Source organism: Variovorax sp. OAS795 (genome assembly GCF_040546685.1).
Classification (GTDB): Bacteria; Pseudomonadota; Gammaproteobacteria; order Burkholderiales; family Burkholderiaceae_C; genus Variovorax.
In genome coordinates this window covers 77,322-103,012 of sequence record NZ_JBEPOH010000001.1, presented here as the reverse complement: position 1 = coordinate 103,012, position 25,691 = coordinate 77,322, and the positions used below count along the sequence as shown (strand labels likewise).

At 68.6% G+C, this 25,691-nt stretch carries 25 protein-coding genes; 20 read left to right on the top strand and 5 right to left on the bottom strand.

The window, feature by feature from the left end:
• Positions 1–24: 24 nt before the first annotated feature.
• The 15 genes from atpG to ABID97_RS00385 all read left to right on the top strand — a co-directional run bounded on the left by atpG (position 25) and on the right by ABID97_RS00385 (position 18,680).
• Entirely contained in the window at positions 25–900 is an 876-nt protein-coding gene (gene atpG / locus ABID97_RS00455; RefSeq protein ID WP_354396642.1) for a F0F1 ATP synthase subunit gamma, read from the top strand.
• Between the two features lie 48 nt (positions 901–948).
• Positions 949–2,364: a F0F1 ATP synthase subunit beta gene (gene atpD, locus ABID97_RS00450; protein WP_354396641.1), complete on the top strand. Its 1,416-nt coding sequence runs from the start codon at positions 949–951 to the stop codon at positions 2,362–2,364.
• Between the two features lie 129 nt (positions 2,365–2,493).
• On the top strand, positions 2,494–2,913 hold the full coding sequence (locus tag ABID97_RS00445) for a F0F1 ATP synthase subunit epsilon (protein WP_354396640.1): 420 nt from the start codon (positions 2,494–2,496) through the stop codon (positions 2,911–2,913).
• Between the two features lie 240 nt (positions 2,914–3,153).
• Positions 3,154–4,323, top strand: a complete 1,170-nt coding sequence (locus ABID97_RS00440; RefSeq protein ID WP_354401629.1) for an ROK family protein — start codon at positions 3,154–3,156, stop codon at positions 4,321–4,323.
• A complete protein-coding gene (locus tag ABID97_RS00435) occupies positions 4,320–5,858 on the top strand; it encodes a sugar ABC transporter ATP-binding protein (RefSeq protein ID WP_354396639.1) in 1,539 nt (512 codons plus the stop codon). The genes ABID97_RS00440 and ABID97_RS00435 overlap by 4 nt, the downstream gene beginning before the upstream one ends.
• Positions 5,821–6,846, top strand: coding sequence for an ABC transporter permease (locus tag ABID97_RS00430; protein ID WP_354396638.1), 1,026 nt, complete (start codon positions 5,821–5,823; stop codon positions 6,844–6,846). Before ABID97_RS00435 ends, ABID97_RS00430 begins: the two co-directional genes overlap by 38 nt.
• A 44-nt stretch (positions 6,847–6,890) precedes the next feature.
• On the top strand, positions 6,891–7,853 hold the full coding sequence (locus ABID97_RS00425) for a substrate-binding domain-containing protein (protein ID WP_354396637.1): 963 nt from the start codon (positions 6,891–6,893) through the stop codon (positions 7,851–7,853).
• Positions 7,854–7,925: 72 nt separating this feature from the next.
• Positions 7,926–9,089: a Gfo/Idh/MocA family protein gene (locus tag ABID97_RS00420; RefSeq protein WP_354396636.1), complete on the top strand. Its 1,164-nt coding sequence runs from the start codon at positions 7,926–7,928 to the stop codon at positions 9,087–9,089.
• Between the two features lie 180 nt (positions 9,090–9,269).
• Positions 9,270–9,863 carry a hypothetical protein gene (locus tag ABID97_RS00415; RefSeq protein ID WP_354396635.1) on the top strand — a complete coding sequence of 198 codons (594 nt, stop codon included), beginning with the start codon at positions 9,270–9,272 and terminating at the stop codon, positions 9,861–9,863.
• Positions 9,860–10,279, top strand: coding sequence for a hypothetical protein (locus ABID97_RS00410; RefSeq protein WP_354396634.1), 420 nt, complete (start codon positions 9,860–9,862; stop codon positions 10,277–10,279). Before ABID97_RS00415 ends, ABID97_RS00410 begins: the two co-directional genes overlap by 4 nt.
• A gap of 96 nt (positions 10,280–10,375) precedes the next feature.
• The gene (locus ABID97_RS00405; RefSeq protein ID WP_354396633.1) at positions 10,376–12,460 is read left to right on the top strand and encodes an NAD(+) synthase; all 2,085 of its coding nucleotides are present in this window, start codon (positions 10,376–10,378) and stop codon (positions 12,458–12,460) included.
• A 13-nt stretch (positions 12,461–12,473) separates the two neighbouring features.
• The gene (locus tag ABID97_RS00400) at positions 12,474–13,001 is read left to right on the top strand and encodes a DUF3617 domain-containing protein (protein ID WP_354396632.1); all 528 of its coding nucleotides are present in this window, start codon (positions 12,474–12,476) and stop codon (positions 12,999–13,001) included.
• A 68-nt stretch (positions 13,002–13,069) separates the two neighbouring features.
• Positions 13,070–14,122: a ligase-associated DNA damage response exonuclease gene (locus ABID97_RS00395; RefSeq protein ID WP_354396631.1), complete on the top strand. Its 1,053-nt coding sequence runs from the start codon at positions 13,070–13,072 to the stop codon at positions 14,120–14,122.
• A complete protein-coding gene (locus ABID97_RS00390) occupies positions 14,119–15,774 on the top strand; it encodes an ATP-dependent DNA ligase (protein ID WP_354396630.1) in 1,656 nt (551 codons plus the stop codon). The genes ABID97_RS00395 and ABID97_RS00390 overlap by 4 nt, the downstream gene beginning before the upstream one ends.
• Positions 15,771–18,680 carry a ligase-associated DNA damage response DEXH box helicase gene (locus ABID97_RS00385; protein WP_503012731.1) on the top strand — a complete coding sequence of 970 codons (2,910 nt, stop codon included), beginning with the start codon at positions 15,771–15,773 and terminating at the stop codon, positions 18,678–18,680. The genes ABID97_RS00390 and ABID97_RS00385 overlap by 4 nt, the downstream gene beginning before the upstream one ends.
• 10 nt (positions 18,681–18,690) lie before the next feature.
• Here the strand turns inward: ABID97_RS00385 and trxC are convergent, their stop codons facing one another.
• Entirely contained in the window at positions 18,691–19,140 is a 450-nt protein-coding gene (gene trxC / locus ABID97_RS00380; RefSeq protein WP_354396629.1) for a thioredoxin TrxC, read from the bottom strand.
• Between the two features lie 77 nt (positions 19,141–19,217).
• Here trxC and pdeM point away from each other — a divergent pair, with 77 nt between their 5' ends.
• Positions 19,218–19,904 (top strand): ligase-associated DNA damage response endonuclease PdeM, encoded by a 687-nt coding sequence (gene pdeM / locus ABID97_RS00375; protein ID WP_354396628.1) that lies wholly within the window; start codon positions 19,218–19,220, stop codon positions 19,902–19,904.
• Between the two features lie 37 nt (positions 19,905–19,941).
• Here the strand turns inward: pdeM and ABID97_RS00370 are convergent, their stop codons facing one another.
• The 3 genes from ABID97_RS00370 to ABID97_RS00360 are packed head-to-tail and all read right to left on the bottom strand — an operon-like array spanning position 19,942 to position 22,007.
• Positions 19,942–20,460 (bottom strand): TPM domain-containing protein, encoded by a 519-nt coding sequence (locus ABID97_RS00370; protein ID WP_354396627.1) that lies wholly within the window; start codon positions 20,458–20,460, stop codon positions 19,942–19,944.
• Between the two features lie 2 nt (positions 20,461–20,462).
• Positions 20,463–21,392: a TPM domain-containing protein gene (locus ABID97_RS00365; protein ID WP_354396626.1), complete on the bottom strand. Its 930-nt coding sequence runs from the start codon at positions 21,390–21,392 to the stop codon at positions 20,463–20,465.
• Between the two features lie 12 nt (positions 21,393–21,404).
• Positions 21,405–22,007, bottom strand: coding sequence for a LemA family protein (locus tag ABID97_RS00360; protein ID WP_354396625.1), 603 nt, complete (start codon positions 22,005–22,007; stop codon positions 21,405–21,407).
• Positions 22,008–22,053: 46 nt separating this feature from the next.
• Here ABID97_RS00360 and ABID97_RS00355 point away from each other — a divergent pair, with 46 nt between their 5' ends.
• The 4 genes from ABID97_RS00355 to ABID97_RS00340 are packed head-to-tail and all read left to right on the top strand — an operon-like array spanning position 22,054 to position 24,915.
• Positions 22,054–22,830 (top strand): hypothetical protein, encoded by a 777-nt coding sequence (locus ABID97_RS00355; protein ID WP_354396624.1) that lies wholly within the window; start codon positions 22,054–22,056, stop codon positions 22,828–22,830.
• A gap of 46 nt (positions 22,831–22,876) precedes the next feature.
• Positions 22,877–23,329 (top strand): YybH family protein, encoded by a 453-nt coding sequence (locus tag ABID97_RS00350; protein WP_354396623.1) that lies wholly within the window; start codon positions 22,877–22,879, stop codon positions 23,327–23,329.
• Positions 23,330–23,350: 21 nt separating this feature from the next.
• A complete protein-coding gene (locus ABID97_RS00345; protein WP_354401627.1) occupies positions 23,351–24,361 on the top strand; it encodes a YheT family hydrolase in 1,011 nt (336 codons plus the stop codon).
• Positions 24,362–24,366: 5 nt separating this feature from the next.
• On the top strand, positions 24,367–24,915 hold the full coding sequence (locus ABID97_RS00340; protein WP_354396622.1) for a DUF2946 family protein: 549 nt from the start codon (positions 24,367–24,369) through the stop codon (positions 24,913–24,915).
• Positions 24,916–24,985: 70 nt separating this feature from the next.
• On the opposite strand, the gene ABID97_RS00335 is transcribed toward ABID97_RS00340, so the two are convergent.
• Positions 24,986–25,612, bottom strand: coding sequence for a c-type cytochrome (locus ABID97_RS00335; RefSeq protein WP_354396621.1), 627 nt, complete (start codon positions 25,610–25,612; stop codon positions 24,986–24,988).
• Positions 25,613–25,691: the final 79 nt, after the last annotated feature.

Sequence of the window (25,691 nt, the reverse complement as noted above, 5' to 3'; positions counted from 1 at the left end):
TGACCGACGCAAGAAGGAGTTCATATGGCAGCTGGTAAGGAAATCCGCGGCAAGATCAAATCGGTGGAAAACACCAAGAAGATCACCAAGGCCATGGAAATGGTCTCGGTTTCCAAGATGCGCAAGGCGCAAGAGCGCATGCGTGCCGCCCGCCCCTACAGCGAGAAGATCCGCAACATTGCGGCCAACCTCGGCAAGGCGAACCCCGAGTACACCCACGCGTTCATGAAGAAGAACGATGCCAAGGCCATCGGCTTCATCATCGTCACGAGCGACAAGGGCCTGTGCGGCGGCTTGAACACCAACCTGCTGCGCGCCGTCACCGGCAAGCTGCGGGAGGCGCAGAACGCGGGCATCGCCATCGAATCGGTCGCCATCGGCAACAAGGGCTTCGGGTTCCTGAACCGCATCGGCGCACGCGTGGTGGCGCACGTCACCCACCTGGGCGACACGCCGCACCTGGACAAGCTCATCGGGCCGGTCAAGACGCTGCTCGACGCCTATGCCGAAGGCAAGCTCTCGGCCGTGTACCTGTGCTACACCAAGTTCATCAACACGATCAAGCAGGAGCCGCTCGTCGAGCAGCTGCTGCCGCTGGCCGCGGACTCGCTGCAGGTCGAGGAAGGCCATCATTCGTGGGACTACATCTACGAACCCGATGCGCAGAGCGTGATCGACGAACTGCTGGTGCGCTACGTGGAGTCGCTGGTCTACCAGGCCGTGGCCGAGAACATGGCGTCCGAGCACTCGGCGCGCATGGTGGCCATGAAGGCGGCAACGGACAACGCGGGCAACGTGATCAACGAGCTCAAGCTGGTCTACAACAAGACCCGCCAGGCAGGCATCACCAAGGAACTCTCCGAGATCGTCTCGGGCGCGGCGGCAGCCGCGGGCGTGTAAGCCAGTTTCACGGTCTTCCCCCTACAAACAATTTTTATCGGAGCAGACATGGCTCAAGCAAACGCAGCGCAAGGCAAGATCGTCCAATGTATCGGCGCCGTGGTCGACGTGGAGTTCCCGCGTGACCAGATGCCCAAGGTGTATGACGCCTTGAAATTCGAAGGCGGCGGGCTGACCCTCGAAGTCCAGCAGCAGCTTGGCGACGGCGTGGTGCGCACCATTGCACTCGGCTCGTCCGACGGCCTGCGCCGCGGACTCATCGTGACGAACACCGGCGCGCCCATCACGGTGCCCGTCGGCAAGGCCACGCTCGGCCGCATCATGGACGTGCTCGGCCGTCCGATCGACGAGCGCGGCGAAGTGAGCCAGGACCTCACCGCATCGATCCACCGCAAGGCCCCCGCGTACGACGAACTGTCGCCTTCGCAAGACCTGCTGGAAACCGGCATCAAGGTGATCGACCTGGTGTGCCCGTTCGCCAAGGGCGGCAAGGTGGGCCTGTTCGGCGGCGCCGGCGTGGGCAAGACCGTGAACATGATGGAACTCATCAACAACATCGCCAAGGCTCACTCGGGCCTGTCGGTGTTCGCCGGTGTGGGTGAACGTACCCGCGAAGGCAACGACTTCTATCACGAGATGGCCGATTCCGGCGTGGTGAACCTGGACAACCTCCCCGAGTCGAAGGTGGCCATGGTCTACGGCCAGATGAACGAACCCCCGGGCAACCGCCTGCGCGTGGCGCTCACGGGCCTGACCATCGCCGAGTCGTTCCGCGACGAAGGCCGCGACGTGCTGTTCTTCGTGGACAACATCTACCGCTACACGCTGGCCGGTACCGAAGTGTCGGCGCTGCTGGGCCGCATGCCTTCCGCCGTGGGCTACCAGCCGACGCTGGCCGAGGAAATGGGCCGCCTGCAAGAGCGGATCACGTCGACCAAGGTCGGCTCGATCACCTCGATCCAGGCCGTATACGTGCCGGCCGACGACTTGACCGACCCGTCGCCCGCCACCACCTTCGCCCACCTGGACTCCACCGTGGTGCTGTCGCGCGACATCGCTTCGCTCGGTATCTACCCCGCCGTGGACCCGCTCGACTCGACCTCGCGTCAGCTCGACCCCAACGTGGTCGGCGAAGAGCACTACAACGTGGCCCGCGCCGTGCAAGGCACGCTGCAGCGCTACAAGGAACTGCGCGACATCATCGCGATTCTGGGCATGGACGAACTCGCACCGGAAGACAAGCTGGCCGTGGCCCGCGCCCGCAAGATCCAGCGCTTCCTGTCGCAGCCGTTCCACGTGGCCGAAGTGTTCACGGGTTCGCCCGGCAAGTACGTGCCGCTGTCCGAAACCATCCGCGGTTTCAAGATGATCGTGAACGGCGAAGCCGACCACCTGCCGGAACAAGCGTTCTACATGGTGGGCAGCATCGACGAAGCGTTCGAAAAGGCCAAGAAGGTCGCGTAAAGCGGCGCGGCCGACCGCCTGGCTTGGTTGCCGTGCTCGCCGTACTTCTGTACGGCTGCGCGCGGCGCCTCACCAGACGCCCGGCTGCTTGCTTTCCGATGTTCTCCATAGAACGGCAAAGGAAAAAAGATGGCAAACACCATTCATGTGGACGTGGTCAGCGCGGAAGAGTCGATCTTCTCGGGCGAAGCCAGGTTCGTCGCGCTGCCCGGTGAAGCCGGTGAGCTCGGCATCTATCCGCGCCACACCCCGCTGATCACGCGCATCCGTCCCGGTGCGGTGCGCATCGAGACGGCCGACGGCGGCGAAGAGTTCGTCTTCGTGGCCGGCGGCATCCTCGAAGTGCAGCCCAACGCCGTCACCGTGCTGTCCGACACCGCCATCCGCGGCAAGGACCTCGACGACGAGAAGGCCGCCAAGGCCAAGGCGGCTGCCGAGGAAGCGCTCAAGAACGCCAAGAGCGACATCGACATCGCCATGGCGCAATCCGAGCTGGCCGTCATGGCCGCCCAGATCGCGGCACTGCGCAAGTACCGCCAGAAGAAGTAAGCGCAAGAGCCCCAGCGCTCTCGCAACAGAAAGGCCGCCCGAGGGCGGCTTTTTTGCGTCCGGACTCCGCACGGCAGCAAGGCTTTGAACTGAACTTGGTCGAAGTTCGGCCTTGTCCGGCTGAAGCTGCGCACCTAGTATTCGCATTCCGCCACGATAGGCACCGTGGCAGGTGGCGGACACAAAAGAATATCGGAGACAAGGCGCGTGGCACCCTGGAGTGGCATCACTGCGGACGAAATGCGGTTGCTGGAGACCACCTTCTGGTCGGCCGGCGGATCGCGCCATGCCATGGCCGAGCAGCTCGGCTTTTCCAAGAGCAAGGCCAATGCGCTGATCGCCGGCCTTGTCGACCAGGGCCTGCTGGCCGAAGCCGGGCTGCAGCGCTCATCGGGCGGACGGCGCGCAGAAAACCTCCAGTTCCATGCCGGCCTCGGCGTGCTCGTGGGCATCGACATCGGCGCCACCAGCCTCGATGTCGCAGTGATGCGGCCCGACCTCACGGTGCTCGCCCAGCACGAGGAACCCGCCGACGTGCGCGAGGGCCCGGCGGTGGTGCTGGCCCGCGTGCGCGTGCTGATGCGCGAATTGCTCGGGCGCTGCCAGAGCGGCGCCAGGCAGGTGCTCGGCATCGGCATCGGCGTGCCGGGCCCGGTCAACTTCGAGATCGGCCAGCTCGTGAATCCGCCGCTGATGCCGGCCTGGGACAGCTTCTCGATCCGCGACTACCTCCGCGAAGACTATGCCGCGCCGGTGTTCGTCGACAACGACGTGAACCTGATGGCGCTCGGCGAGCTCTGGCGGCTGAAGCGCTCGCTCAACAACTTCCTGGTGATCAAGATCGGCACCGGCATCGGCTGCGGCATCGTGTGCCATGGCGAGGTCTACCGCGGTGCGGCCGGTTCGGCCGGCGACGTGGGCCACATCTGCGTCGACCAGGAAGGCCCGCGCTGCCATTGCGGCAATGTCGGCTGCGTGGAGGCCATGGCCGCGGGGCCGGCCATCACGCGCATGGCGGTGCAGGCGGCCGAGGCCGGCGAAAGCGCCATGCTCGCCGAATGCCTGCGCGTGCACGGCCGCATCGATGCCGTCGACGTGGGCCAGGCGAGCCGCGCCGGCGACACGGCGGCCAACGGCATCATCCAGCGCGCCGGCAACCTCATCGGCCAGATGCTCGCCTCGGTGGTGAATTTCTTCAATCCGTCGCACGTGTTCATCGGCGGCGGCATCACGCGCATCGGTCCGCTCTTTCTTGCGGCCGTGCGGCAGAGCGTCTACCAGCGCTCGCTCGCGCTCTCCACGCGGCACCTGGAAATCCAGTACACGCCGCTGGGCGTGCAGGGCGGGCTGATCGGCGCCGGCGTGCTCGCGATGCACGAAACACTCAAAGTCCGCGGGGTCGCGCCATGACGGCACAAGCAGCAACCAAGGGAAGCGTCGCAGTCGAATTCGACGGCGTGGTGAAGGCCTTCGGCCCGGTGCAGGTGCTGCACGGCGTGAGCTTCGCGCTGGCGCCGGGCCGCGTCTATGGCCTGCTCGGCGAGAACGGCGCGGGCAAGTCGACGCTGATGAAGATCCTTGCAGGCTACGAATCGCTCACCGGCGGCACGCTGCGCATCAACGGCCAGCCGCAGCAGTTCGCGAGCTCGCGCGACGCCGAGGCATTGGGCATCGTGCTGATCCACCAGGAATTCAATCTTGCCGAAGACCTGAGCGTGGCGCAGAACATCTTCCTCGGCCACGAGAAGAAGAAAGGCTGGCTGCTCGACGATGCGTCGATGGAGCGCGATGCCGCGGCTGCGCTCGCCGCCGTCGGACTGCAGGTCGATCCGCGCACCAAGGTGCGGCGGCTCATCGTCGCCGAGAAGCAGCTGGTCGAAATCGCCAAGGCCATTGCACGCAACGCGCGCCTGCTCATCATGGACGAGCCCACCGCCACGCTCACGCCAGGCGAGACCGAGCGGCTCTTCAAGCTCATCGCGCAGCTGCGCGCCGACGGCGTGACCATCGTCTACATCTCGCACAAGCTCGACGAGGTGGAGCAGGTGACCGACGAGGTGATCGTGATGCGCGACGGCCGCTTCGTGGCGCGTGCCCCCACGCCCGAGGTCACGCGCCACCAGATGGCCAACCTCATGGTCGGCCGCGAGCTGGCCGACCTGTACCCGCCGCGCGACGTGGTGGTGGCCGCCGATGCGCCCGCCATGCGCGTGCGCAACTTCAGCGTGCCCGGATGGGCGCACGACGTCGGCTTCGAGGTGCGCCCCGGTGAGATCCTCGGCTTCGCGGGCCTCGTCGGCGCGGGCCGCACCGAACTGTTCGAAGGGCTCCTGGGCCTCAGGCCCGCCAGCGGCCAGGTCGAGATGCTCGGCAAGGCGGTGCCGCACCAGACCGGTTGGCGCAATCCGCGCGATGCCGCGAAGCACGGCCTCACCTACCTCAGCGAAGACCGCAAGGGCAAGGGCCTGCACGTGGACTTCGGGCTGCGGCAGAACCTCACGCTGATGGCGCTCGAGCGCTATGCGAAGCCCTGGCTCCAACCCGAGGCCGAACGCGGCGCGCTGGCCGAGGCCGTGAAGGACTACGGCATCCGCACCGGCTCGCTCGACGTCAGGGCCTCGTCTCTCTCGGGCGGCAACCAGCAGAAGCTCGCGCTCGCCAAGGTGCTGCAGCCCACGCCGAAGGTGGTGGTGCTCGACGAACCCACGCGCGGCGTCGACATCGGCGCCAAGCGCGACATCTATTTCCTGATCCAGCGACTCGCCCGCGAAGGGCTCGCGGTGATCGTCGTCTCATCGGAGCTGATGGAACTCATCGGCCTTTGCCACCGCGTGGCGGTCATGCGTGCGGGACGCCTCGTCGCCACGCTCAACGCCGACCACTTGACTGAAGAGGAGCTGATCGCTCATGCCACCGGAACAGCAGACACCCGCGCCGCAGCCTGAAGGCGCGCAACACCGCGGCGAGAACAAGCCGCGCTGGACCGAGCGCCTGCACGGCCTCGGACCCGTGATCGGCCTCGTGCTGCTGTGCATCGCAGGCACGCTGCTGAACAGCGACTTCGCCACCGTCGACAACGCGATGAACGTGCTCACGCGCACCGCGTTCATCGGCATCATCGCGGTCGGCATGTGCTTCGTCATCATCTCGGGCGGCATCGACCTGTCGGTGGGCTCGATGGCGGCGCTGATCGCGGGCAGCGTGATCATGTTCATCAACTGGGCGGGGCCCGCCTCGGGTTCGCCGCTGATGGCGGTGGTGATGGGCGCGGTGCTCGCGGTGGTGCTGGGCGCGCTGTTCGGGCTGGCGCACGGCCTCCTGATCACCAAGGGGCGCATCGAGCCCTTCATCGTGACGCTGGGCACGCTCGGCATCTTCCGCGCCTACCTCACGTACTTTGCCGACGGCGGCGCGCTCACGCTCGACAACGATTTGTCCGACCTCTATGCGCCGGTCTACTACGCGAGCCTTGCCGGCATTCCGGTGCCGGTGTGGGTGTTCGTGATCGTCGCGATCATCGGCGGCGTCATCCTGAACCGCACGGCCTACGGGCGCTACGTGCAGGCCATCGGATCGAACGAGCAGGTGGCGCGCTACGCCGCCGTGGACGTCGATCGCGTGAAGATCCTCACCTACGTGCTGCTCGGCGTGTGCGTGGGCATTGCCACGCTGCTCTACGTGCCGCGCCTCGGCTCGGCCTCGCCCACCACCGGCCTGCTGTGGGAGCTGGAGGCCATTGCCGCGGTGATCGTCGGCGGCACGGCACTGAAGGGCGGCGCGGGCAGCATCACCGGCACCGTGGTGGGCGCGATCCTGCTCTCGGTCATCAGCAACATCCTGAACCTCACCAGCATCATCAGCGTGTACCTCAACGCCGCGGTGCAGGGCTTCGTGATCATCATCGTCGCGTTCCTCCAGCGAGGGCGGCGCTAGTGCGTTCCCGTTTTCGTTCCATCAACCACAAGGAGACATCCAGCATGACCAGCTTCACACGTCGCATCGCACTCACGGCCGTGGCGGCCGCGGCGTTCGCGAGCCTGCCGGCCTTCGCGGCCGAGAAGGTGAACCTCGGCGTTTCGATTCCCGCGGCCACGCACAGCTTCATGGGCGGCATCAACTACTGGGCCAACCAGGCGAAGAAGGACCTGGAGAAGGAACACAAGGACCTGAAGATCACGATCAAGACCGCAGCCAACGCGCCCGAGCAGGCGAACCAGCTGCAGGACCTCTCGACCGTCACCAAGATCAACGCGCTGGTCGTGTTTCCGTTCGAATCGGCCGCGCTGACCAAGCCGGTGGCGCAGGTGAAAGCCAAGGGCGCCTACGTGACCGTGGTCGACCGCGGCCTCACCGACACCAGCGCGCAGGATGCCTACGTGGCCGGCGACAACACCGCATTCGGCCGCATCCCGGCCGAGTACATCGCCAAGCAGCTCGGCGGCAAGGGCAACGTGGTCGCGCTGCGCGGCATCGCCACCACGCTGGACAACGAGCGCATGGACGCCTTCAACGCCGTGCTCAAGAACCACCCGGACATCAAGCTGCTCGACGCCAAGTACGCCAACTGGAACCGCGACGACGCCTTCAAGGTCACGCAGGACTACCTCACGCGCTTCAAGAACATCGACGCCATCTGGGCCGCCGACGACGACATGGCCGTGGGCGTGCTCAAGGCCATCGAGCAGGCCAAGCGCGACGACATCAAGATCGTCTTCGGCGGCGCGGGCGCCAAGGGGATGGTCAAGAGCATCATGGACGGCAAGGACAAGCGCATCGGCGCCGACGTGAGCTACTCGCCCAAGTTCATCTACGACGCGATCAAGCTCACGGCCGAGGCACGCCTGAAGGGCGAGAAGCTGCCCGCGACCACGATCATTCCGTCGGTGCTGATCACCAAGGAGAACGCGAAGGATTTCTACCACCCGAACTCGCCGTTCTGAGCTGTCTTGCTCCCTCTCCCCTTGGGGAGAGGGGGCAGTTTCCAGGAGACAGTTTCCAGGAATTTTTTATCGATGACTGATCACCCTCTTCGCAAGCTCCGCTGCGCCATGGTCGGCGGCGGGCGCGACGCCTTCATCGGCGCCGTGCACCGCAAGGCCATGGCGCTCGACGGGCAGATCGAACTCGTGGCCGGCGCGCTGTCGTCGAGCCCCGGGAAGGCGCGTGCCTCGGGCCGCGACCTCGGGATGGCGGACGACCGCAACCATGGCGACTGGCAGTCGCTCCTCGCCGACGAGCTGAAGCGCCCGGCCGAAGAGCGCATCGACTTCGTCTCGATCGTCACGCCCAACCATGTGCACTTTCCGGTCGCCCAGGCGTTTGCCGAGGCGGGCTTCCACGTCGTGTGCGACAAGCCGCTGGTGCACACCCGCGCGCAGGCCGAGGCGCTGGTGGCCACCGTGGCAAGGCAGGGCACGGTGTTCGGCGTCACCTACAACTACACCGGCTACCCGATGGTGCGGCAGGCGCGCGAGATGGTCCGCTCGGGCCAGCTCGGCGAGCTGCGCAAGGTGGTGGTCGAATACAACCAGGGCTGGCTCGCGAGCCAGCTCGAGGACGCCGGCAACAAGCAGGCCGACTGGCGCACCGACCCCGCGCGCAGCGGCGCGGCCGGCGCCATCGGCGACATCGGCTCGCATGCCGAGAACCTCGTCGCGAGCGTCACCGGCCTGGAGATCGAAAGCCTCTGCGCCGACCTGAGCGCACTGGTGCCGGGCCGCATGCTCGACGACGACGGCAGCCTGCTCCTGCGCTTCAGGGGCGGTGCGCGCGGCGTGCTGATCGCCTCGCAGATCAATACCGGGCTGGAGAACGACCTGCGCCTGCGCATCTCCGGCGCGCTGGGCACGCTCGAATGGCGCCAGGAGCGGCCGAGCGAGCTGCTGCACCTGCCGCACGACGGACCCAAGCGCATCCTCACCCGCGGCTCGCCATGGCTGTGCGAATCGGCGCAGCGCGCGAGCCGGCTGCCCGCGGGGCACCCCGAAGGCTTCATCGAGGCCTTTGCCAACATCTACGGCGGCGTGGCGGCCGACATCCGCGCGCGCCTCGCGGGCCTTGCAGCCAATGCGCTCGAAGCCGACTACCCGGGCGTGGAAGACGGCGCGCGGGGCGTGCGTTTCATCGAGCGCACGGTGGCCTCCGCGGCCAGCGAAGCCAAGTGGACGGCCTGGTGAACGGCTGAGCCGGCGCGCGGGCAGCCGTGCGCGCAAGCAATGTAGGTTGCCTCCCACAGCTGAATCTCCCTTCCACGACTGGCCTGGCGCGCGCGCCGGAACAGCATTCCTTCAGAGCCACCCGCGATGCCCCGCCGACCGCGGCGGACCACGGGTGCGTTCGATCGAAGGGAAACGCGTATGGATGCCGTCAACACGCAGACTTTGATGGTCCTGGCGGTGGTCGTGATCCTCGTGCTGGTCGCGCTGGCCGTCGTCCTGGCTCAGCGAAAACGACAGTCCCGGCAACTCGAGGAGCGCTTCGGCCCGGAGTACGGCCGCCTCGTCAAGGAGCTGGGCAACCGCTCGAAGGCCGAGGCCGAACTCAAGCGGCGCCAGCAGCGCGTCGAGGGCCTGCGCATCGTGCCGCTCGCACCGGGCGAAGGCGCCCGATTCAGCAAGGCCTGGAACAGCCTGCAGGCCGAGTTCGTCGACAACCCCCAGGGGGCGGTGGCACAGGCGGACGAGCTGGTGCGCGAGCTGATGCAGAAGCGCGGCTACCCGATGGGCGACTTCGAGCGCCGGGCGGCCGACATCTCCGTGGACCATCCCGCCGTGGTGAGCAACTACCGCGCGGCACAGCAGATCCGATCGCGCAACCTGCGCGGCGAAGCCGATACCGAGGAATTGCGCAAGGCGCTGGTGCACTACCGCGCCCTGTTCGATGACCTGCTCGAGGTGAGGGAAGGCCAAAGGGAAAGAATGCCGGCACGGCCGGTGGAGGTCCGATCATGAATCTGAATCGCGAATCGACCCGGGACCGTGCCATGGCGCCGGACGACCTGGACCCACGCCCCATGCCCGAGACGAGGTCGCCGGAGGCGCTGGACCAGCGTCCCATGTCCGAGGCAAGGGCGCCGGCCAGGAGTGAAGACGAGTCCCTGGAGCCGCTTTTCTCGCACGATGCGGCGCGGGACTTCCGCGCCAGCTGGGATGCCGTGCAGATCGGCTTCGTCGACGATCCGAAGCAGGCGGTGCGGCAGGCCGACCAACTGGTCCGCCAGGTCCTGGACGACCTGTCCAAGACCTTTTCGAGCGAACGCAATGCGCTCGATGGTGGTACGGACGGCGGCGACCAGGCCTCGACCGAGAACCTGCGCCTGGCCTTGCGACGCTATCGCTCGTTCTTCCAGCGCCTGCTGTCGCTCTAGCGGCATGCGCGCCGGCCGCGGCCAAGGCCGCTGGCCTGAGCGCCGCGGCGCCACGCGGCCATGACCGCTGGCGCCGGCTGCTCCACAATCCGGTTCATGACCGAGCACGAGTTCCTCAACCCCTACACCCACGGATTCGCGCGGCTGGCCGTGGCGGTGCCGCGCAACCGCGTGGCCGATCCGGTATTCAACGTCGCCGAAACCATCCGCATGTACCGCGAGGCGGCGGCCGATGGCGCGATGCTGGTCGCCTTTCCCGAGCTGGGCCTCTCGGCTTACACCTGCGACGACCTGTTCCATCAGGCCGCGCTGCTCGACGCCTGCGAGCGCGCGCTGCTCGACGTTGCCGCGGCCTCGCAGGACACCGGTGCCGTGGCCATCGTGGGCCTGCCGCTGCGCGTGGACCACCGCCTCTTCAACTGCGCCGCCGTGGTCGCGGGCGGCCGCGTGCTGGGCGTGCTGCCCAAGACCTACCTGCCCAACTACGGCGAGTTCTACGAAGGCCGCCAGTTCAACGGTGCCGACACCGCGCTCTCCACCGAGATCGAGATTGGCGGCGAGCGCGTGCCCTTCGGCGCCGAGCTCCTGTTCCAGTCGCGGCAGATGCCCCTGTTCAAGCTGCACGTGGAAATCTGCGAAGACGTGTGGGTGCCGATTCCGCCTTCGAGCTACGCCGCGCTGGCCGGCGCCACGGTGCTGGTCAATCTCTCGGCCTCCAACATCACGATCGGCAAGGCGGACTACCGGCATCGGCTGGTCAGCCTGCAGTCGGCGCGCTGCCTCGCGGCCTATCTCTATTCGTCGGCCGGCATCGGCGAATCGACCACCGACCTGGCCTGGGACGGGCAGGCGCTGATCTGCGAGAGCGGCGACATGCTGGCCGAGAGCGAACGCTTCAGCAACCGCTCGCACGTGATCGCGGCCGATGTCGACCTGGAGCGCCTGTCGCGCGAGCGCATGCGGCAGAACAGCTTCGGCACCTCTGTGCAGAAGCACAAGAGCGTGCTGGCGAGCTGGCGCACCGTCGAGTTCGACCTGGCGCCGCCGCGCCAGGTGCCTCGCGGCCTGCTGCGCACGGTGGAGCGCTTTCCCTATGTGCCGTCGGACCCGGCGCGGCGCGACGAGCGCTGCGGCGAGGTGTTCAACATCCAGGTGCAGTCGCTGGTGCAGCGGCTCGAGGCCAGCCGCATCGACAAGCTGGTGATCGGCGTCTCGGGCGGGCTCGATTCGACGCACGCGCTGCTGGTCTGCGCGCAGGCCATGGACCGCCTCGGCCTGCCGCGCGCCAACATCCTCGGCTTCACGATGCCGGGCTTCGCGACCAGCGGACGGACCCTGGCGCAGGCACACCGGCTCATGACCAGCATCGGCTGCACGGCGCGCGAGATCGACATCCGTCCGAGCTGCCGCCAGATGCTCGAAGACCTCGGCCATCCGTTCGGCCAGGGCGTGCCGCAGTACGACATCACCTTCGAGAACGTGCAGGCCGGCGAGCGCACCAGCCACCTGTTCCGGCTTGCGAACCATCACAACGGCATCGTGGTCGGCACCGGCGACCTGAGCGAACTGGCGCTGGGCTGGTGCACCTACGGCGTCGGCGACCACATGTCGCACTACAACGTGAATGCGAGCGTGCCCAAGACGCTGATCAAGCACCTGGTGCATTGGGTCGCCGCCACTGAGGTGCTGGGCGCCGACGGCAGCGCGGTGCTGCGCGACATTCTCCAGACCGAGGTCAGCCCCGAGCTGATCCCCGACGACGCGAAGAAGGATGACGCCGCCGTCGAATCGTCGAAGCAGCCTGGCCAGCGGACCGAGGACGTGATCGGCCCCTACGAACTGCAGGACTTCCATCTCTACTACATCCTGCGCTATGGGTTCCGGCCGACCAAGGTGGCGTTCCTCGCGCATGCGGCCTGGGGCGACCGCACGCGCGGACGCTGGCCCGAGAACGACCTGCAGCCCGCGCGCAACGAGTACGCGGTGGCCGACATCAAGCGCCATCTCGGCACCTTCCTCTACCGCTTCTTCAAGATCAGCCAGTTCAAGCGGTCCTGCGTGCCGAACGCGCCCAAGGTGGGCTCGGGCGGTTCGCTGTCTCCGCGCGGCGACTGGCGCGCGCCGAGCGACTCGGAAGCGGAAGTCTGGCTCGAAGACCTGAAGCGCGTACCGGAGCGCTGAACTGGAGTACATGATGAATTTCCACCCGCGCCTCGGGGTCGCCGCCGCGACCTGCCTCCTGTTGGCTGCCGGCGCGGCGCACGCGCTCGACTATCCGCCGCGCAAGCCGGGGCTCTGGGAGCTGTCGATCCAATCGGAAGACGGCGCCCCCAAGGCCCCTGCCATGCAGACCCAGCAATGCATCGATGCCGCCACGGACAAGGCGATGCGCGAGATGGGCAGCAGCTCCGGCCAGCAAGCCTGCTCGAAGCAGGACATGCGCAACGAGGGCGGCAAGATCGTGGTCGATTCGGTGTGCCAGATCGGCAACACCACCGCCACCACCCATTCGGTGATCACGGGCGACTTCGCAACCGCCTACCGCATGGAAAGCCGCTCCAGCTACAGCCCGCCGATGATGGGCCGCAAGGAAGGCACGGCCTTCGTCGAGGCCAAATGGGTCGGGCCCTGCAAGCCCGGCCAGAAACCGGGCGACATGATGATGCCCCACGGCATGAAGATGAACGTGCTGGAAATGCCGGGCGGCGCCAGGAAGAAGTAGGCCCCTGCCGACACGGGTTCGCGTCGGCCCATCCGGGCGAAACGCCATGCGCCGGCCTACGATGCGGCATGCCCGACGACCTGGTCATCGCGCGCCCCGAAGGCCTCTATTGCCCGCCGGGCGATTTCTACATCGATCCCTGGCGGCCGGTGGCGCGCGCCGTCATCACGCACGCGCACTCGGACCACGCGCGCATCGGCCATGCGCACTACCTCGCGCACGCCGACAGCGCGGGCACCTTGCGCGTGCGCCTGGGCAGCGACATCGCATTGCAGACGCTCGGCTACGGTGAAGCCATCACGCACCACGGCGTGCGCGTCTCGCTGCATCCGGCCGGCCATGTGCTGGGCTCGGCGCAAGTCCGGCTCGAACACGGCGGGCGCGTGTGGGTCGCCTCGGGTGACTACAAGACCGAGCCCGACGGCACCTGCACGCCCTTCGAGCCCGTGCCCTGCGACACCTTCATCACCGAATCGACCTTCGGCCTGCCGATCTACCGCTGGCCCACGCAGGCCGCACTGTTCGCCGAGATCGACGCGTGGTGGCGCGCGAATGCGGAGGCCGGCCGCGCATCGGTGCTGTTCTGCTACGCCTTCGGCAAGGCGCAGCGCATCCTGCATGGCGTGGACGCCTCCATCGGGCCGATCGTGGTGCACGGCGCCGTCGAGCCGCTCAATGCGGTGTACCGCGCCGCGGGCGTGGCCCTGCCCGGCACGCTGCGCGTGACCGACCCGGGTGTCGATGCCGCGCTGCTCAAGCGCGCGTTGGTGCTGGCGCCGCCTTCGGCGCAGGGCACGCCATGGATGCGCCGCTTCGGCAACTACGCCGACGCTTTTGCAAGCGGCTGGATGCAGCTGCGCGGCACGCGACGGCGGCGTGGTGTGGACCGCGGCTTCGTCATGTCGGACCATGCCGATTGGCCCGGTCTTCAGCAGGCCATTGCGGGCACGGGCGCGAGCCGCGTGTTCGTCACCCACGGGAGCGTGGCGGTGATGGTGCGCTGGCTCACCGAGAACGGGCTCGAGGCGCAGGGCTTCAAGACCGAATACGGCGATGAGGACGACCAGGAAGCTCCCTCCGCCGCTGGCCTTCCCCCGGAAGGGGAAGGAACAAAGGCATGAAGGACTTCGCCGCGCTCTACCGCGAGCTCGACGCCAGCACATCGAGCCTTGCCAAGCAGGCCGCGCTGCAGCGCTACCTGCGCGAAGCCGATCCCGCCGACGCCGCGTGGGCCGTGTACTTCCTGGCCGGCGGCAAGCCGCGGCAGCTGGTGCCCACCAAGCTGCTGCGCCTGCTCGCGCAGGAAGCCGCGGGCCTGCCCGAATGGCTGTTCGACGAAAGCTACGAAGCCGTGGGCGATCTCGCGGAAACCATCGCGCTGCTGTTGCCGGCGCCCACCGAGGCGCACGATCTCGGCCTTGCGCGCTGGGTCGAGGAGCACCTGCTGCCGCTGCGAGAAGCCGGCAAGTCGGCGCCCGACCAGCTGCCCGAGCGGCTGCGCGCGCAATGGCGCCAGCTCGCGGCCGAGGAGCGGCTGGTGTACTTCAAGCTCATCACCGGTGCGTTCCGCGTCGGCGTGTCGAAGCTGCAGGTCACGCAGGCGCTCGCGGCCGTGGGCGGCATCGATCCCAAGCGCGTGGCGCAGCGGCTCATGGGCTACACCCACATCGGCGGGCGCCCGCGCGCGGAAGACTACCGCGCACTGATCGCACCGGAGTCTGGCGCGGAGCAGGTGCAGAAGACCAGCGGCCAGCCGTACCCGTTTTTTCTCGCGCATGCGTTCAACCTGCCGCTCGAACAGTTCGATGCCGTGCTCGGGCCGCCGGCCGACTGGATCGTCGAATGGAAGTGGGACGGCATTCGCGCGCAGCTGGTGAAGCGCGCCGGCGCGGTCTGGCTCTGGTCGCGCGGTGAAGAACTGGTGACCGAGCGCTTTCCCGAGCTTGCCGTGCTGGGCGAGGCGCTGCCCGACGGCACGGTGCTCGACGGAGAAATCGCGGTCTGGCGCGACGACAGGGTGCAGCCCTTTGCGGAGCTGCAGAAGCGCATCGGCCGCAAGACCCTGGGTGCGAAACTGCTGCGCGAGATTCCCGTGGTGCTGCTGGCCTACGACATGCTCGAATGGGAAGGGCGCGACCTGCGTGCGCTGCCGCAGTCGGAGCGCCGCGCGTTGCTCGACGAGCTCGTCACCCGCGTGCAGCACCCCGCGTTGCTGCCCAGTCCGATGCTCACCGGCGTCGAATGGACCGACCTGGCGCGCCAGCGCGAAGCGGCGCGCAGCATGGGCGTGGAAGGCATGATGCTCAAGCGCCGCGACGCGCAGTACGGTGTGGGCCGCACCAAGGACGTGGGCGTGTGGTGGAAGTGGAAGATCGATCCGCTCAGCATCGACGCGGTGCTGATCTATGCGCAGCGCGGCCACGGCCGCCGCGCGAGCCTCTACAGCGACTACACCTTCGCCGTGTGGGACGGCCCGCCCGGGCAGGACGACCGCAAGCTCGTGCCCTTCGCCAAGGCCTATTCGGGCCTCACCGATGCCGAGATGGCGCGCGTGGACGCCATCGTCCGCAAGACCACGGTCGAGAGTTTCGGCCCGGTGCGCAGCGTGGAGCCCACGCTGGTGTTCGAGCTGGGCTTCGAGGGCATCGCGCGCAGCGCGCGCCACAAGAGCGGCATCGCGGTGCGCTTTCCGCGCATGCTGCGCTGGCGCGAGGACAAGCCGGTGGCGGAAGCCGATACGCTGCAGACGCTTGCTGCGTTGTTGCCGTCATGACCGATCCCGTTGATCCCGAATTTCTCCCTCCCCCTCCGGGGGAGGGCAGGGGTGGGGGCAAGCGGCGCATCAAGGACCAGCCGCCTCTCGAACGCCGCGAGCCCCCATCCCAGCCTTCCCCCGGAAGGGGAAGGAGCAAGGCAGAAGACGCTCCCACTGAGCCGCCCGGTCCCGAATTTCTCCCTCCCCCTCCGGGGGAGGGCAGGGGTGGGGGCAAGCGGCGTATCAAGGACCAGCTGCATCTCGAAGGCCGCGAGCCCCCATCCCAGCCTTCCCCCAAAGGGGGAAGGAGCAAGACCATCGTCAAGCCGGCGCTCGACACGTGGTTCGCCGCACGCGGCTGGAAGCCTTTCAAGTTCCAGCGCGAGGTGTGGAAAGCCATCGCCGAAGGCCGCTCCGGCATGCTGCATGCCACGACCGGCGCGGGCAAGACCTATGCGGTGTGGCTCGGTGCGCTGCAGGTCTTCTCGAAAGCCCGCAAGGAAACCGGGCGACCGGCCGCGCCGCCCCTCACCGTGCTGTGGCTCACCCCCATGCGCGCGCTCGCGGCCGACACGCTGCGCGCGATCAGGCAACCGCTCGAAGCGCTGGGCGGCGAGGTGCATCCCTGGAGCGCCGGCGCGCGCAGTGGCGACACCTCGTCGGCCGAGCGCGCCGCGCAGAACGAGCGCCTGCCGACGGCGCTCGTCACCACGCCCGAGAGCCTCTCGCTGCTGCTCGCGCGCGCCGATGCGAGCCAGGTGCTGGGGCGCGTGCGGATGGTCGTGGTCGACGAGTGGCACGAGCTGCTCGGCAACAAGCGCGGCGTGCAGGTTCAGCTCGCGCTCGCGCGGCTCCGGCGCTGGAACCCGGGGCTCATGGTCTGGGGCATGTCGGCCACGCTGGGCAACCTGCACGAGGCCATGCATGCGTTGCTCGGCGATGAAGAGGGTGTGCTGGTGCAGGGCCAGGTGCCCAAGAAGCTGGTGGTCGATTCGCTGCTGCCCGGCCGCGCCGAGCGCTTTCCGTGGGGCGGCCACCTGGGCCTCACGATGCTGCCGCAGGTGCTCGACGAGATTGCCTCCAGCAGCACCACGCTGGTCTTCACCAACACGCGGTCGCAATCGGAGATCTGGTACCAGGCGATGCTCGAGGCGCGGCCCGAATGGGCGGGGCTCATTGCGCTGCACCACGGCTCGCTCGACCGCGCGGTGCGCGAGTGGGTCGAGCTCGGCCTCAAGAGCGGCGAGCTCAAGGCGGTGGTCTGCACATCGAGCCTGGACCTGGGCGTCGACTTCTTGCCGGTGGAGCGCGTGCTGCAGATCGGCTCGCCCAAGGGCGTGGCGCGGCTGCTGCAGCGCGCGGGGCGCTCGGGCCATGCGCCGGGCCGGCCGTCGCGCGTCACGCTGGTGCCCACGCACAGCATCGAGATGGTCGAGGGCGCCGCGGCGCGCGCGGCCATCGCGGCCGGGCACATCGAGGCGCGCCACACGCCGGCGCAGCCGCTCGACGTGCTGGTGCAGCACCTTGTCACGGTGGCGCTGGGCGGCGGTTTCGTGCCCAACGACCTGTACGCCGAAGTGCGGGGCACCGCCGCCTATGCAAGCCTCTCGCGCGAGAGCTGGGAGTGGTGCCTGTCCTTCGTCTCGCAGGGCGGACCGTCACTCGCGGCCTACCCGGACTACCGCCGCGCCGTGCCCGATGCCGAAGGCGTCTGGCGCGTGCCGGACGCGCGGCTCGCGCGGCGCCATCGCATGAACATCGGCACCATCGTGAGCGACGCCAGCATGGCGGTGCAGTACATGGGCGGCGCGAAGATCGGCAGCGTCGAAGAAGGCTTTGTCGCGCGCATGAAACCCGGCGATTGCTTTCTCTTCGGCGGCCGGCTGCTCGAGCTCGTGCGCATCCACGACATGACGGCCTGGGTGCGGCGTGCCGCCGGCAAGCGCGCGGCGGTGCCGCGCTGGAACGGCGGGCGCATGCCGCTGTCGACCACGCTGGCCGATGCCGTGGTGCAGCAGCTCGCGCTGGCCGGTGAAGGGCGCTACGACTCGCCCGAGCTGCAATGCGTGCGGCACTTGCTCGAGATCCAGCAGCAGTGGTCGGCCCTGCCCACGCCGCAGACCCTGCTCGCCGAAACGCTCACGACGCGCGAAGGCTCGCACCTGTTCCTCTACCCGTTTGCGGGGCGCCACGTGCACATGGGGCTCGCCAGCCTGCTGGCGTGGCGCGTGGCGCAGCACGAGGCGCGCACTTTTTCCATCGCGGTGAACGACTACGGCTTCGAGCTGCTCAGCGCCGTGCCGGTCGACTGGCCCGCGCTGTTGCCGCAGGTGCTGCGCCTGCCCGAAGGCGAGGACGCGCACGCCCGGTTGCTGCACGAGGTGCTGGCCTCGCTCAACGCGGGCGAGCTTGCGCAGCGCCGCTTCCGCGAGATCGCGCGCGTCTCGGGGCTGATCTTCCAGGGCTACCCTGGTGAGAAGCGCAGCAGCAGGCAGCTGCAAGCCTCGTCGTCGCTGTTCTGGGAGGTGTTCCGCAAGTACGACCCGTCCAACAAGCTGCTGCTGCAGGCCGAGCAGGAATTGCTCGCGCAGGAGCTCGAGATCGGCCGCCTGCGCGCCAGCCTTGCACGCATGGCAACCCAGCAGCTGGTGCTGAAGCCGCTGGAGCGGCCCACGCCGTTCTCGTTTCCGCTCATGGTCGAGCTGTTCCGCGAAAAGCTGTCGAACGAGAACGTGGCCGACCGCATCGCGCGCATGGTCGAGCAGCTCGAAAAAGCCGCGGGCGGCGTGGTCACCGCCGGGGGCGTGGAGCGCGTGAAGAGCACGCTGGCGTTCGGACAGGAAGGGCCCGGCAAGCCACCGGGCGCGCCGCGTGCAGGGCGCCGGCCGCCGTCGCGCCGGTCACGTCCCTTGCCGCCGCTCTGAGCCGCCCGGCTCAGCCCGCGCCGTGTGCCTTGACCCAGCGCACGATGTCCGCCGCGCCCATGGCGCCGGCCTGCCGCGCCACTTCGCGGCCGCCGCGGAACAGCGCCAGCGTCGGAATGCTGCGGATGTTGAAGCGCGCGCCCAGGTTGGGAACTGCCTCGGTGTCGACCTTGGCCAGCCGCACGTGCGGCTCGAGCTGGGCCGCCGCCTGCTCGTAGGCCGGCGCCATCTGGCGGCACGGGCCGCACCAAGGCGCCCAGAAATCCACCAGCACCGGAATCTCGTTGCGCGCGATGTGGCGGTCGAAGGTTTTTTCGTCGGGCAGCGCCGTGGAATGGCCGACGAACAAGGGGCGGTGGCAACTGCCGCAGTCGGGCGCGCTGCCCAGCTGCGCCGCGCGCACGCGGTTGGTCGTGTGGCAGTGCGGGCAGACGATGTGCAGCGGAGGCGATTCGGTCATCTCCAAAAACTGGGGCCCGCGGGGGTGAATTGCAAGACGCCCGCGCGCCCGGGCATCTTTTGCGACACTTGTTGCCCGTGGCTGCACCGCACCTTTCGTCCGCCCCCGCGCTCGCTGTCCATTGGGCCGGCGAGCTGCTGCACCTGCTGCCCGAGCGCGCGCTCTGGTGGCCCGCCGGCCGCGTGCTCTTCATTGCCGACCTGCACATCGGCAAGGCCGCCACCTACCGCGCGCTGGGCCAGCCGGTGCCGGGCGGCACCACGCAGCAGAACCTGGCGCGGCTCGACGGGCTGGTTGCGAGCCACGCGCCCGAGCGGATCGTGTTTCTCGGCGACTTCCTGCATGCGGCGCAGGCGCGCACGCCGCAGGTGCTCGAAGCACTCGCCGCGTGGCGCGCGGTGCACCGGGACATCGGCATGACGCTGGTGCGCGGCAACCACGACAGCCGCGCGGGGGACCCGCCCGACACCTTGCGCATCGAGGTGGTCGACGAGCCTTGCCTGATCGGCCCCTTCGCCTGCTGCCACCATCCGCAAACGCATGCCACGCATTTCGTGCTGGCCGGGCATTTGCATCCCGTGTGCCGGCTCTACGGGCCAGGGCGCGACAGCGTGCGGCTGCCGTGTTTCGCGAGCGACGCGCGGCAAGCCGTGCTGCCGGCCTTCGGCGAGTTCACCGGCGGATGGCTGATGGAAAGGGCGCCCGGGCAGCGTTTCTATGCGGTGGGGGGCCAGACTGTATGGGCCCTGCCTGAATCGCCCTGAAGGGTTTTGCTCCTTCCCCCAGCGGGGAGGGACAAACTCAAAGCACCACAGGCGCGTCGGGCAGCTCGTTCGTGTCCGGCTGGTTCTCCGCCAGCGGAAAGTGCGCCACCAGCAAGGCCGACATTTCTTCCAGCGCCTGCGTGACGCCGTCTTCGAAGCGGCCTTCGCGGAAAGCCGCGCCCATGCGCTGCGCCATGGCGGCCCACTCGGCATCGTCGACATGCGCATCGATGCCGCGGTCGGCCACGATCTCGATCGCGTGCTCGGCCAGCAGCAGGTAGATGAGCACGCCGTTGTTGTGCTCGGTGTCCCACACGCGCAGCTTGCCGAAGAGCGTCACGGCACGCTCGCGCGCCGTGGCGTTGCGCCGCAGGTAGGACCAGGGCAGGCCCGCCTCCACGCAGATGCGGATCTCGCCGCTGTGGCGGCGTTCGCTCGCGGCCACGCGCGCCGCCAGGCGCTCCATGGCGGCATCGGGCAGCACGCGCCGCACGTCGGCCTCGTCGGTCCACTGGTGGCGCCAGATGCGGCCGAGCCTGGAGAAAAGCGTTGCCATGCCTACCAGTCCCCCGAGGCGCCGCCGCCCCCGAAATCGCCGCCGCCGCCGGAGCTGAAGCCACCGCCTCCGCTGCTGCTGCCGCTGCTCCAGCCGCCGCCGCCACCGCCGCCGGTCCAACCCCCGAAACCGCCACCGCCGCCGCCGCGCCGCCCGGGGCTCGAGGCCGCCACGGCCGAGAACAGCGACACCATGAGCGCCGCAAGGCCCGCCAGCACCGCGATGACCACGCTGGTCGTGATGAAGAAGGCCACCACGCCGATGCCGCCGCCCATGACGACCGAGCCCAGCTTCTTGCCGACGATCGAACGCACGATCGGCGCGGCGATGAAGACGCCGATGAACAGGAAGATTGCGAGGTTCTCCCAGTCGATGCCATCGCCGGAACCTTCGCTGCTGCCGCTGGAGGGCGCAGGCAGCGCCTCGCCATCGACCAGCCCGATGAGCCGCGCCACCGCCGCATTCAGCCCGCCCGCAAAGTCGTTGTTGCGAAAGCGCGGCTTCATCTCCTCGTCGATGATGCGGATCGCGGCCAGGTCGGGCACCGCGCCTTCGAGCGTCTTGGCGACCTCGATGCGCATCTTGCGATCGTTCTTGGCCACGATCACCAGGATGCCGTCGCCGACCTCCTTGCGCCCGATGCGCCACGCATTGCCGACGCGGTTGGCAAAGCTCGCAATGTCCTCCGGCTGCGTGGTGGCCACCATCAGCACCACGATCTGCGAACCCTTGCGCTGCTCGAAGGCAGCCAGCTTGGCCTCGATGTCGGCGCGGTCGGACTCAGCCAGCGTCCCGGTCTGGTCGATCACCCGCGAGGTGAGCGTGGGCACCGGCAGCAGCTCTTGCGCCCAGGCCGTGGCCGCCAGGCCGGCCCACGCGGCCGCGGCCAGCAGCACGGCGCCCAGCGCACGGCGGATCAGGGCAAGTGCCATCGGGCCCGCGTCTTACTTCTTGGGTGCACTGAAATCGACCGTGGGAGGCGTCGAGATCTGCGCCTCGTTCTGCACCGAGAAGTTCGGCTTCGGGTCGTAGCTGAAGATCTTGGCCGTGATGTTGGTCGGGAAGCTGCGCGCCAGCACGTTGTACTTCTGCACCGTCTCGATGTAGCGGTTGCGCGCCACGGTGATGCGGTTCTCGGTGCCTTCGAGCGTCACGCGCAGGTCGCGGAAGGCCTGGTTCGCCTTCAGCTCCGGGTAGCGCTCCGACACCACCATGAGCCGCGACAGCGCCGAGGAGAGCTCGCCCTGCGCCTGCTGGAACTTGTTGAAGGTCTCGGGGTTGTTGAGCGTCTCGGGCGTGACCTGGATCGACGTGGCCTTGGCGCGCGCCTCGATCACCTTGGTGAGCGTGTCCTGCTCGAAGCTGGCCTCGCCCTTCACGGTGGCCACGATGTTCGGCACCAGGTCGGCGCGGCGCTGGTACTGGTTGAGCACCTCGCTCCAGGCTGACTTGCTGGCCTCGTCGAGCGACTGGAAGTCGTTGTAGCCGCAGCCGGTCAAGGACAGGGCCGCGGCCAGAATCAGGAACCAGCGTTTCACGATCGACATTTGCATTACCTCCGCAGAATTGCCGGAAGGTAGCATAGATGTCTCCATGGCCATCGATCCCCTTCAGGCACTGCAGGCCGCCAACCGCCCCGGCATGCCCGCGGCTGCCGCCACCCTTGGCGCCGGCACGCTGCTGATTGCCGGCGCCACCGGCGCGCTGGGGCAGGAGCTGCTGCGCCGGCTCGCGGGCAGCCACCGCTACGCCCATGCGCGCGTTCTGGCGCGCGAGCCGATCCGGGACGGCATGCGGGGTGTAGAAAGCTGCCTGACCTCCGGCCTGCCGATCGCGCAATGGCCGCCCACCTCGGCCGGCACCGCGGTGATCGCCTTCGATCCGCCGCGCCTGTACCACGACCGCGAACGCGCGCTCTGGGTGCCGCAGCCTTCCGATTTGCCCGAGCTTTCGCGCTGGCTGCGCGCCTGCGGCGTGCACACGCTGGCCATCGTGCAGCCGCATGACCAGGGCAAGCTGCCCGAGGCGCTCAAGCGCGGGCTCGCGAGCCTGGACGAGCAGGCGGTGGTCGCCAATGGCTTCGACCGCGTGATCCTCGTGCGCTCGGCGCGCAAGCCGCAGAACGCGAAGTTCGCCAACCCCGCCGAAAGGCTCGCGGCCTGGATGCTGTCGATCGTGCGCTTCATGGTGCCCAGCAGCGAACAGCCGGTGCGCGCCGCCAAGGTGGCCGAACTGGTCGACCTGGCATTGCGCATCGCGCCGCCGGGCGTCCACGTGGCGGCGCCCGAGACGGTGTGGGAGGCCGCCCAGGGCGGCATGGACACCGTGGCCCGGCGCTGGCTGGGAACGGAGCCGGCGCAGGGCGATTGATTCCCCGGCAACCCCCATCCAACCGATCGCGCGGCAGAATCACGCCATGCCCAAGACTCCACTGCGCGCCGCCGCGGCCCTCGGCGGCACTGCCGACGACATCGAAGCTGCCTTCTACGAAGCGCTGCAGCGCGGCGACATCGATGCCCTGATGGCCTGCTGGGCCGACGAGGACGAGGTGTTCTGCGTCCATCCCGGCGGACCGCGGCTGGTGGGCGCCACGGCCATCCGCGCGGCCTTCGAGCAGATGTTCGGCAACGGCGCCATCCACGCCACCCCGGCGCGCGTGCGCAAGATCGAGTCGCTTGCGAGCGCGGTGCACAACGTGCTCGAACGCATCGAGGTGCTCACCGCCGAGGGCCCCAAGCACGCCTTCGTGCTGGCCACCAACGTCTATCACAAGACCGTGGAAGGCTGGCGCCTGGTGGCCCATCATGCAAGCCCCGGCAGCGCGCGCGAGCCCAGCGACTCGAACGACACGCCCCAGACCCTGCACTGAGCGATGGCCGGCAACCCGACAATGGGCTACTCGGCGCCCTGGTGGCTGCCCGGCGGCAACCTGCAGACCATCTGGCCGGCGCTGTATGCGCGGCGCTTCGAGGGGCCGGCGCCGCAATACCGGCGCGAGCGCTGGACCGCCCCCGACGGCGACTTCATCGACGTCGATTTCGTCGATGCCGCCTTGCCCGGGCCGCAGCCCCTGCTGGTGCTGTTCCATGGCCTCGAGGGGTCCTCCCGCAGCCACTATGCAGAGGCCTTCGCGGCCTTTGCGGCCGAGCGCGGCATGGCCTTCGCGGTGCCGCATTTCAGGGGCTGCAGCGGCGAGCTCAACCTGGCGCCGCGTGCCTACCATTCGGGCGACTACGAAGAGATCGGCTGGATCCTGGGGCGCATGCGCCACCAGCACGCGCTGCGCGGCGGCGGCCCGGTGTTGGCGGCGGGCGTCTCGCTTGGCGGCAACGCGCTGCTGCGCTGGGCCTGCGAGGCCGGCGAGACGGCCCGCGCCTCGGTCGAGGCGGTGGCCTCGGTGTGTGCGCCGCTCGACCTTGCGGCCGGCGGCGATGCCATCGGCCGCGGCTTCAACCGGCTGGTCTACACGCGCATGTTCCTTGCCACCATGAAGCCCAAGGCGCTGGCCAAGCTGGCGCAGTTTCCGGGGCTGTTCGACCGCGAGCGGCTGCTTGCGGCGCGCGACCTGTATGCCTTCGACGACGTGTTCACCGCGCCGCTGCACGGCTTTCGCAACACCGACGACTACTGGATGCGCGGCTCGTCCAAGCCGCACCTGAACCAGATCCGCGTGCCCACGCTGGTGGTGAACGCGCTCAACGACCCGTTCATTCCGGCCCGCAGCCTGCCCGGACCCGGCGAGGTCGGGCCGCATGTGACCCTGTGGCAGCCCGCGCACGGCGGCCATGTCGGCTTTCCCATGGGGGTGCCGCCGGGGCACGTGCGCGGCATGCCGGAGCGCGTGGGCGGCTGGCTCGCCCGGTTCGCCCCTCCCATTCCGCCGCGCGGACGCGCAAAATAGCCGCCATGGACGACATCGTCAAACAGGCCCTCGCCAAGTGGCCCAACGTGCCCCACTGCTACGGCTGGCTCGGTCTGGACGCGCGCGGCAACTGGTACATGCGCGACGACCGCACGCAGGCCCAGGGCTCCTTTGCGGCCGCCAAGGGGTCGATGCTGCGGCACGAGAAGCTGATCGACTTCATCCAGCGCAACTACGACCACGACGATGAAGGCCAGTGGTTCTTCCAGAACGGCCCGCAGCGCGTCTACGTGGAACTGGAGGCCGCGCCCTTCGTCTGGCGCATTGCCGACGACAAGGACTTTGCCGTCACGGCCCACACTGGCCAGGCGCCCGGCGGGATCACGGGCTGCCTGCTCGACGAGAACGGACGGCTCTATCTTTCAACGCCCCTGGGGCTCGGACTGGTCCACACGCAGGACGTGGCACTGGCGGCCGAGGCGGTGGAGCAAGGGCTGTGGACCCCGCAGGCCGTGCATGCCGATGAACTGCCGCAGCGCTTCGGCCATGTGCTGAGCCCCGCGGAACGCCGCCTCGCCTCGCTATCGAAATAAGAGCCTCGCAGCGTCCGCCCAATAAAAAAGCCGGCTCGAAGCCGGCTTTTTTGCGGGGGAAGGGATGCGCTTACTTGCTTGCGCTGGCGGCCGGTGCGGCCGCCGAGGCAGCGCCGTCGGCCGGAGCCGCGCCTGCTGCTCCCGCCGCCGCCGGACGCTCGGGGATCGGGAACTTGGCGCCGCCGGCATTGGCCATGTAGACCACGGCACGGCCGATTTCGGCGTCTTCGAAGTCGCCGCCGCCCTGGGGAGGCATCGCGCCCTTGCCGTGCAGCGCGTGGTCGAGCAGCGTTTCGTAGCCCTGGCCGATGCGGGGGCCCCAGGCCGCGGCGTCGTTCAGGTGGGGCGCGCCGGGAATGCCGGGGGCGCCGTGGCAGGCCGCGCATTGCGCCTTGAAGACGGCGTCGCCGGCTGCCAGGGGGCGGTTGGCATCGCGGATCTCGATGGCGCCGACCTTCTTCAGGCGTTCGGCCAGTTCGCGGTCGCGCGCATCCTTCGACACGCCGTACAGCGACATGTTGTCGCCCTCGGCCGTGCCCGCGGGCTTGTTGCCCGAAACCACATAGGCCACAAGGCCCACGATGATCAGGATAGGGACCAGGAAGGAGAAAAATACCGCCAGCAGCAGTTGCTTCGGGTTCTTGATCGGGCCGGTGTGGGCGTCTTCTGTGGCCTGGTAGTGCGGGTCTGCGCTCATTGGCGTCCTCAATAACGGGGGCTCGTCGGGGGGCTTTTTCGAATCAACCGGCGATTATAGAGAGGCCCTCCGCCCAAAC

What these genes read in the sequence shown, in the direction of transcription:
- ABID97_RS00360 (WP_354396625.1), bottom strand. Translation starts at nt 22,007, where the DNA reads ATGTCGATCGTGAAACGCTGGTTCCTGATTCTGGCCGCGGCCCTGTCC.
- atpD (WP_354396641.1), top strand. Translation starts at nt 949, where the DNA reads ATGGCTCAAGCAAACGCAGCGCAAGGCAAGATCGTCCAATGTATCGGC.
- ABID97_RS00405 (WP_354396633.1), top strand. Translation starts at nt 10,376, where the DNA reads ATGACCGAGCACGAGTTCCTCAACCCCTACACCCACGGATTCGCGCGG.
- ABID97_RS00400 (WP_354396632.1), top strand. Translation starts at nt 12,474, where the DNA reads ATGAATTTCCACCCGCGCCTCGGGGTCGCCGCCGCGACCTGCCTCCTG.
- ABID97_RS00350 (WP_354396623.1), top strand. Translation starts at nt 22,877, where the DNA reads ATGCCCAAGACTCCACTGCGCGCCGCCGCGGCCCTCGGCGGCACTGCC.
- ABID97_RS00445 (WP_354396640.1), top strand. Translation starts at nt 2,494, where the DNA reads ATGGCAAACACCATTCATGTGGACGTGGTCAGCGCGGAAGAGTCGATC.
- ABID97_RS00370 (WP_354396627.1), bottom strand. Translation starts at nt 20,460, where the DNA reads ATGGCAACGCTTTTCTCCAGGCTCGGCCGCATCTGGCGCCACCAGTGG.
- ABID97_RS00410 (WP_354396634.1), top strand. Translation starts at nt 9,860, where the DNA reads ATGAATCTGAATCGCGAATCGACCCGGGACCGTGCCATGGCGCCGGAC.
- ABID97_RS00365 (WP_354396626.1), bottom strand. Translation starts at nt 21,392, where the DNA reads ATGGCACTTGCCCTGATCCGCCGTGCGCTGGGCGCCGTGCTGCTGGCC.
- ABID97_RS00440 (WP_354401629.1), top strand. Translation starts at nt 3,154, where the DNA reads ATGCGGTTGCTGGAGACCACCTTCTGGTCGGCCGGCGGATCGCGCCAT.
- ABID97_RS00385 (WP_503012731.1), top strand. Translation starts at nt 15,771, where the DNA reads ATGACCGATCCCGTTGATCCCGAATTTCTCCCTCCCCCTCCGGGGGAG.
- ABID97_RS00390 (WP_354396630.1), top strand. Translation starts at nt 14,119, where the DNA reads ATGAAGGACTTCGCCGCGCTCTACCGCGAGCTCGACGCCAGCACATCG.
- ABID97_RS00395 (WP_354396631.1), top strand. Translation starts at nt 13,070, where the DNA reads ATGCCCGACGACCTGGTCATCGCGCGCCCCGAAGGCCTCTATTGCCCG.
- ABID97_RS00355 (WP_354396624.1), top strand. Translation starts at nt 22,054, where the DNA reads ATGGCCATCGATCCCCTTCAGGCACTGCAGGCCGCCAACCGCCCCGGC.
- ABID97_RS00335 (WP_354396621.1), bottom strand. Translation starts at nt 25,612, where the DNA reads ATGAGCGCAGACCCGCACTACCAGGCCACAGAAGACGCCCACACCGGC.
- ABID97_RS00435 (WP_354396639.1), top strand. Translation starts at nt 4,320, where the DNA reads ATGACGGCACAAGCAGCAACCAAGGGAAGCGTCGCAGTCGAATTCGAC.
- trxC (WP_354396629.1), bottom strand. Translation starts at nt 19,140, where the DNA reads ATGACCGAATCGCCTCCGCTGCACATCGTCTGCCCGCACTGCCACACG.
- ABID97_RS00340 (WP_354396622.1), top strand. Translation starts at nt 24,367, where the DNA reads ATGGACGACATCGTCAAACAGGCCCTCGCCAAGTGGCCCAACGTGCCC.
- ABID97_RS00430 (WP_354396638.1), top strand. Translation starts at nt 5,821, where the DNA reads ATGCCACCGGAACAGCAGACACCCGCGCCGCAGCCTGAAGGCGCGCAA.
- ABID97_RS00420 (WP_354396636.1), top strand. Translation starts at nt 7,926, where the DNA reads ATGACTGATCACCCTCTTCGCAAGCTCCGCTGCGCCATGGTCGGCGGC.
- ABID97_RS00425 (WP_354396637.1), top strand. Translation starts at nt 6,891, where the DNA reads ATGACCAGCTTCACACGTCGCATCGCACTCACGGCCGTGGCGGCCGCG.
- ABID97_RS00415 (WP_354396635.1), top strand. Translation starts at nt 9,270, where the DNA reads ATGGATGCCGTCAACACGCAGACTTTGATGGTCCTGGCGGTGGTCGTG.
- ABID97_RS00345 (WP_354401627.1), top strand. Translation starts at nt 23,351, where the DNA reads ATGGGCTACTCGGCGCCCTGGTGGCTGCCCGGCGGCAACCTGCAGACC.
- atpG (WP_354396642.1), top strand. Translation starts at nt 25, where the DNA reads ATGGCAGCTGGTAAGGAAATCCGCGGCAAGATCAAATCGGTGGAAAAC.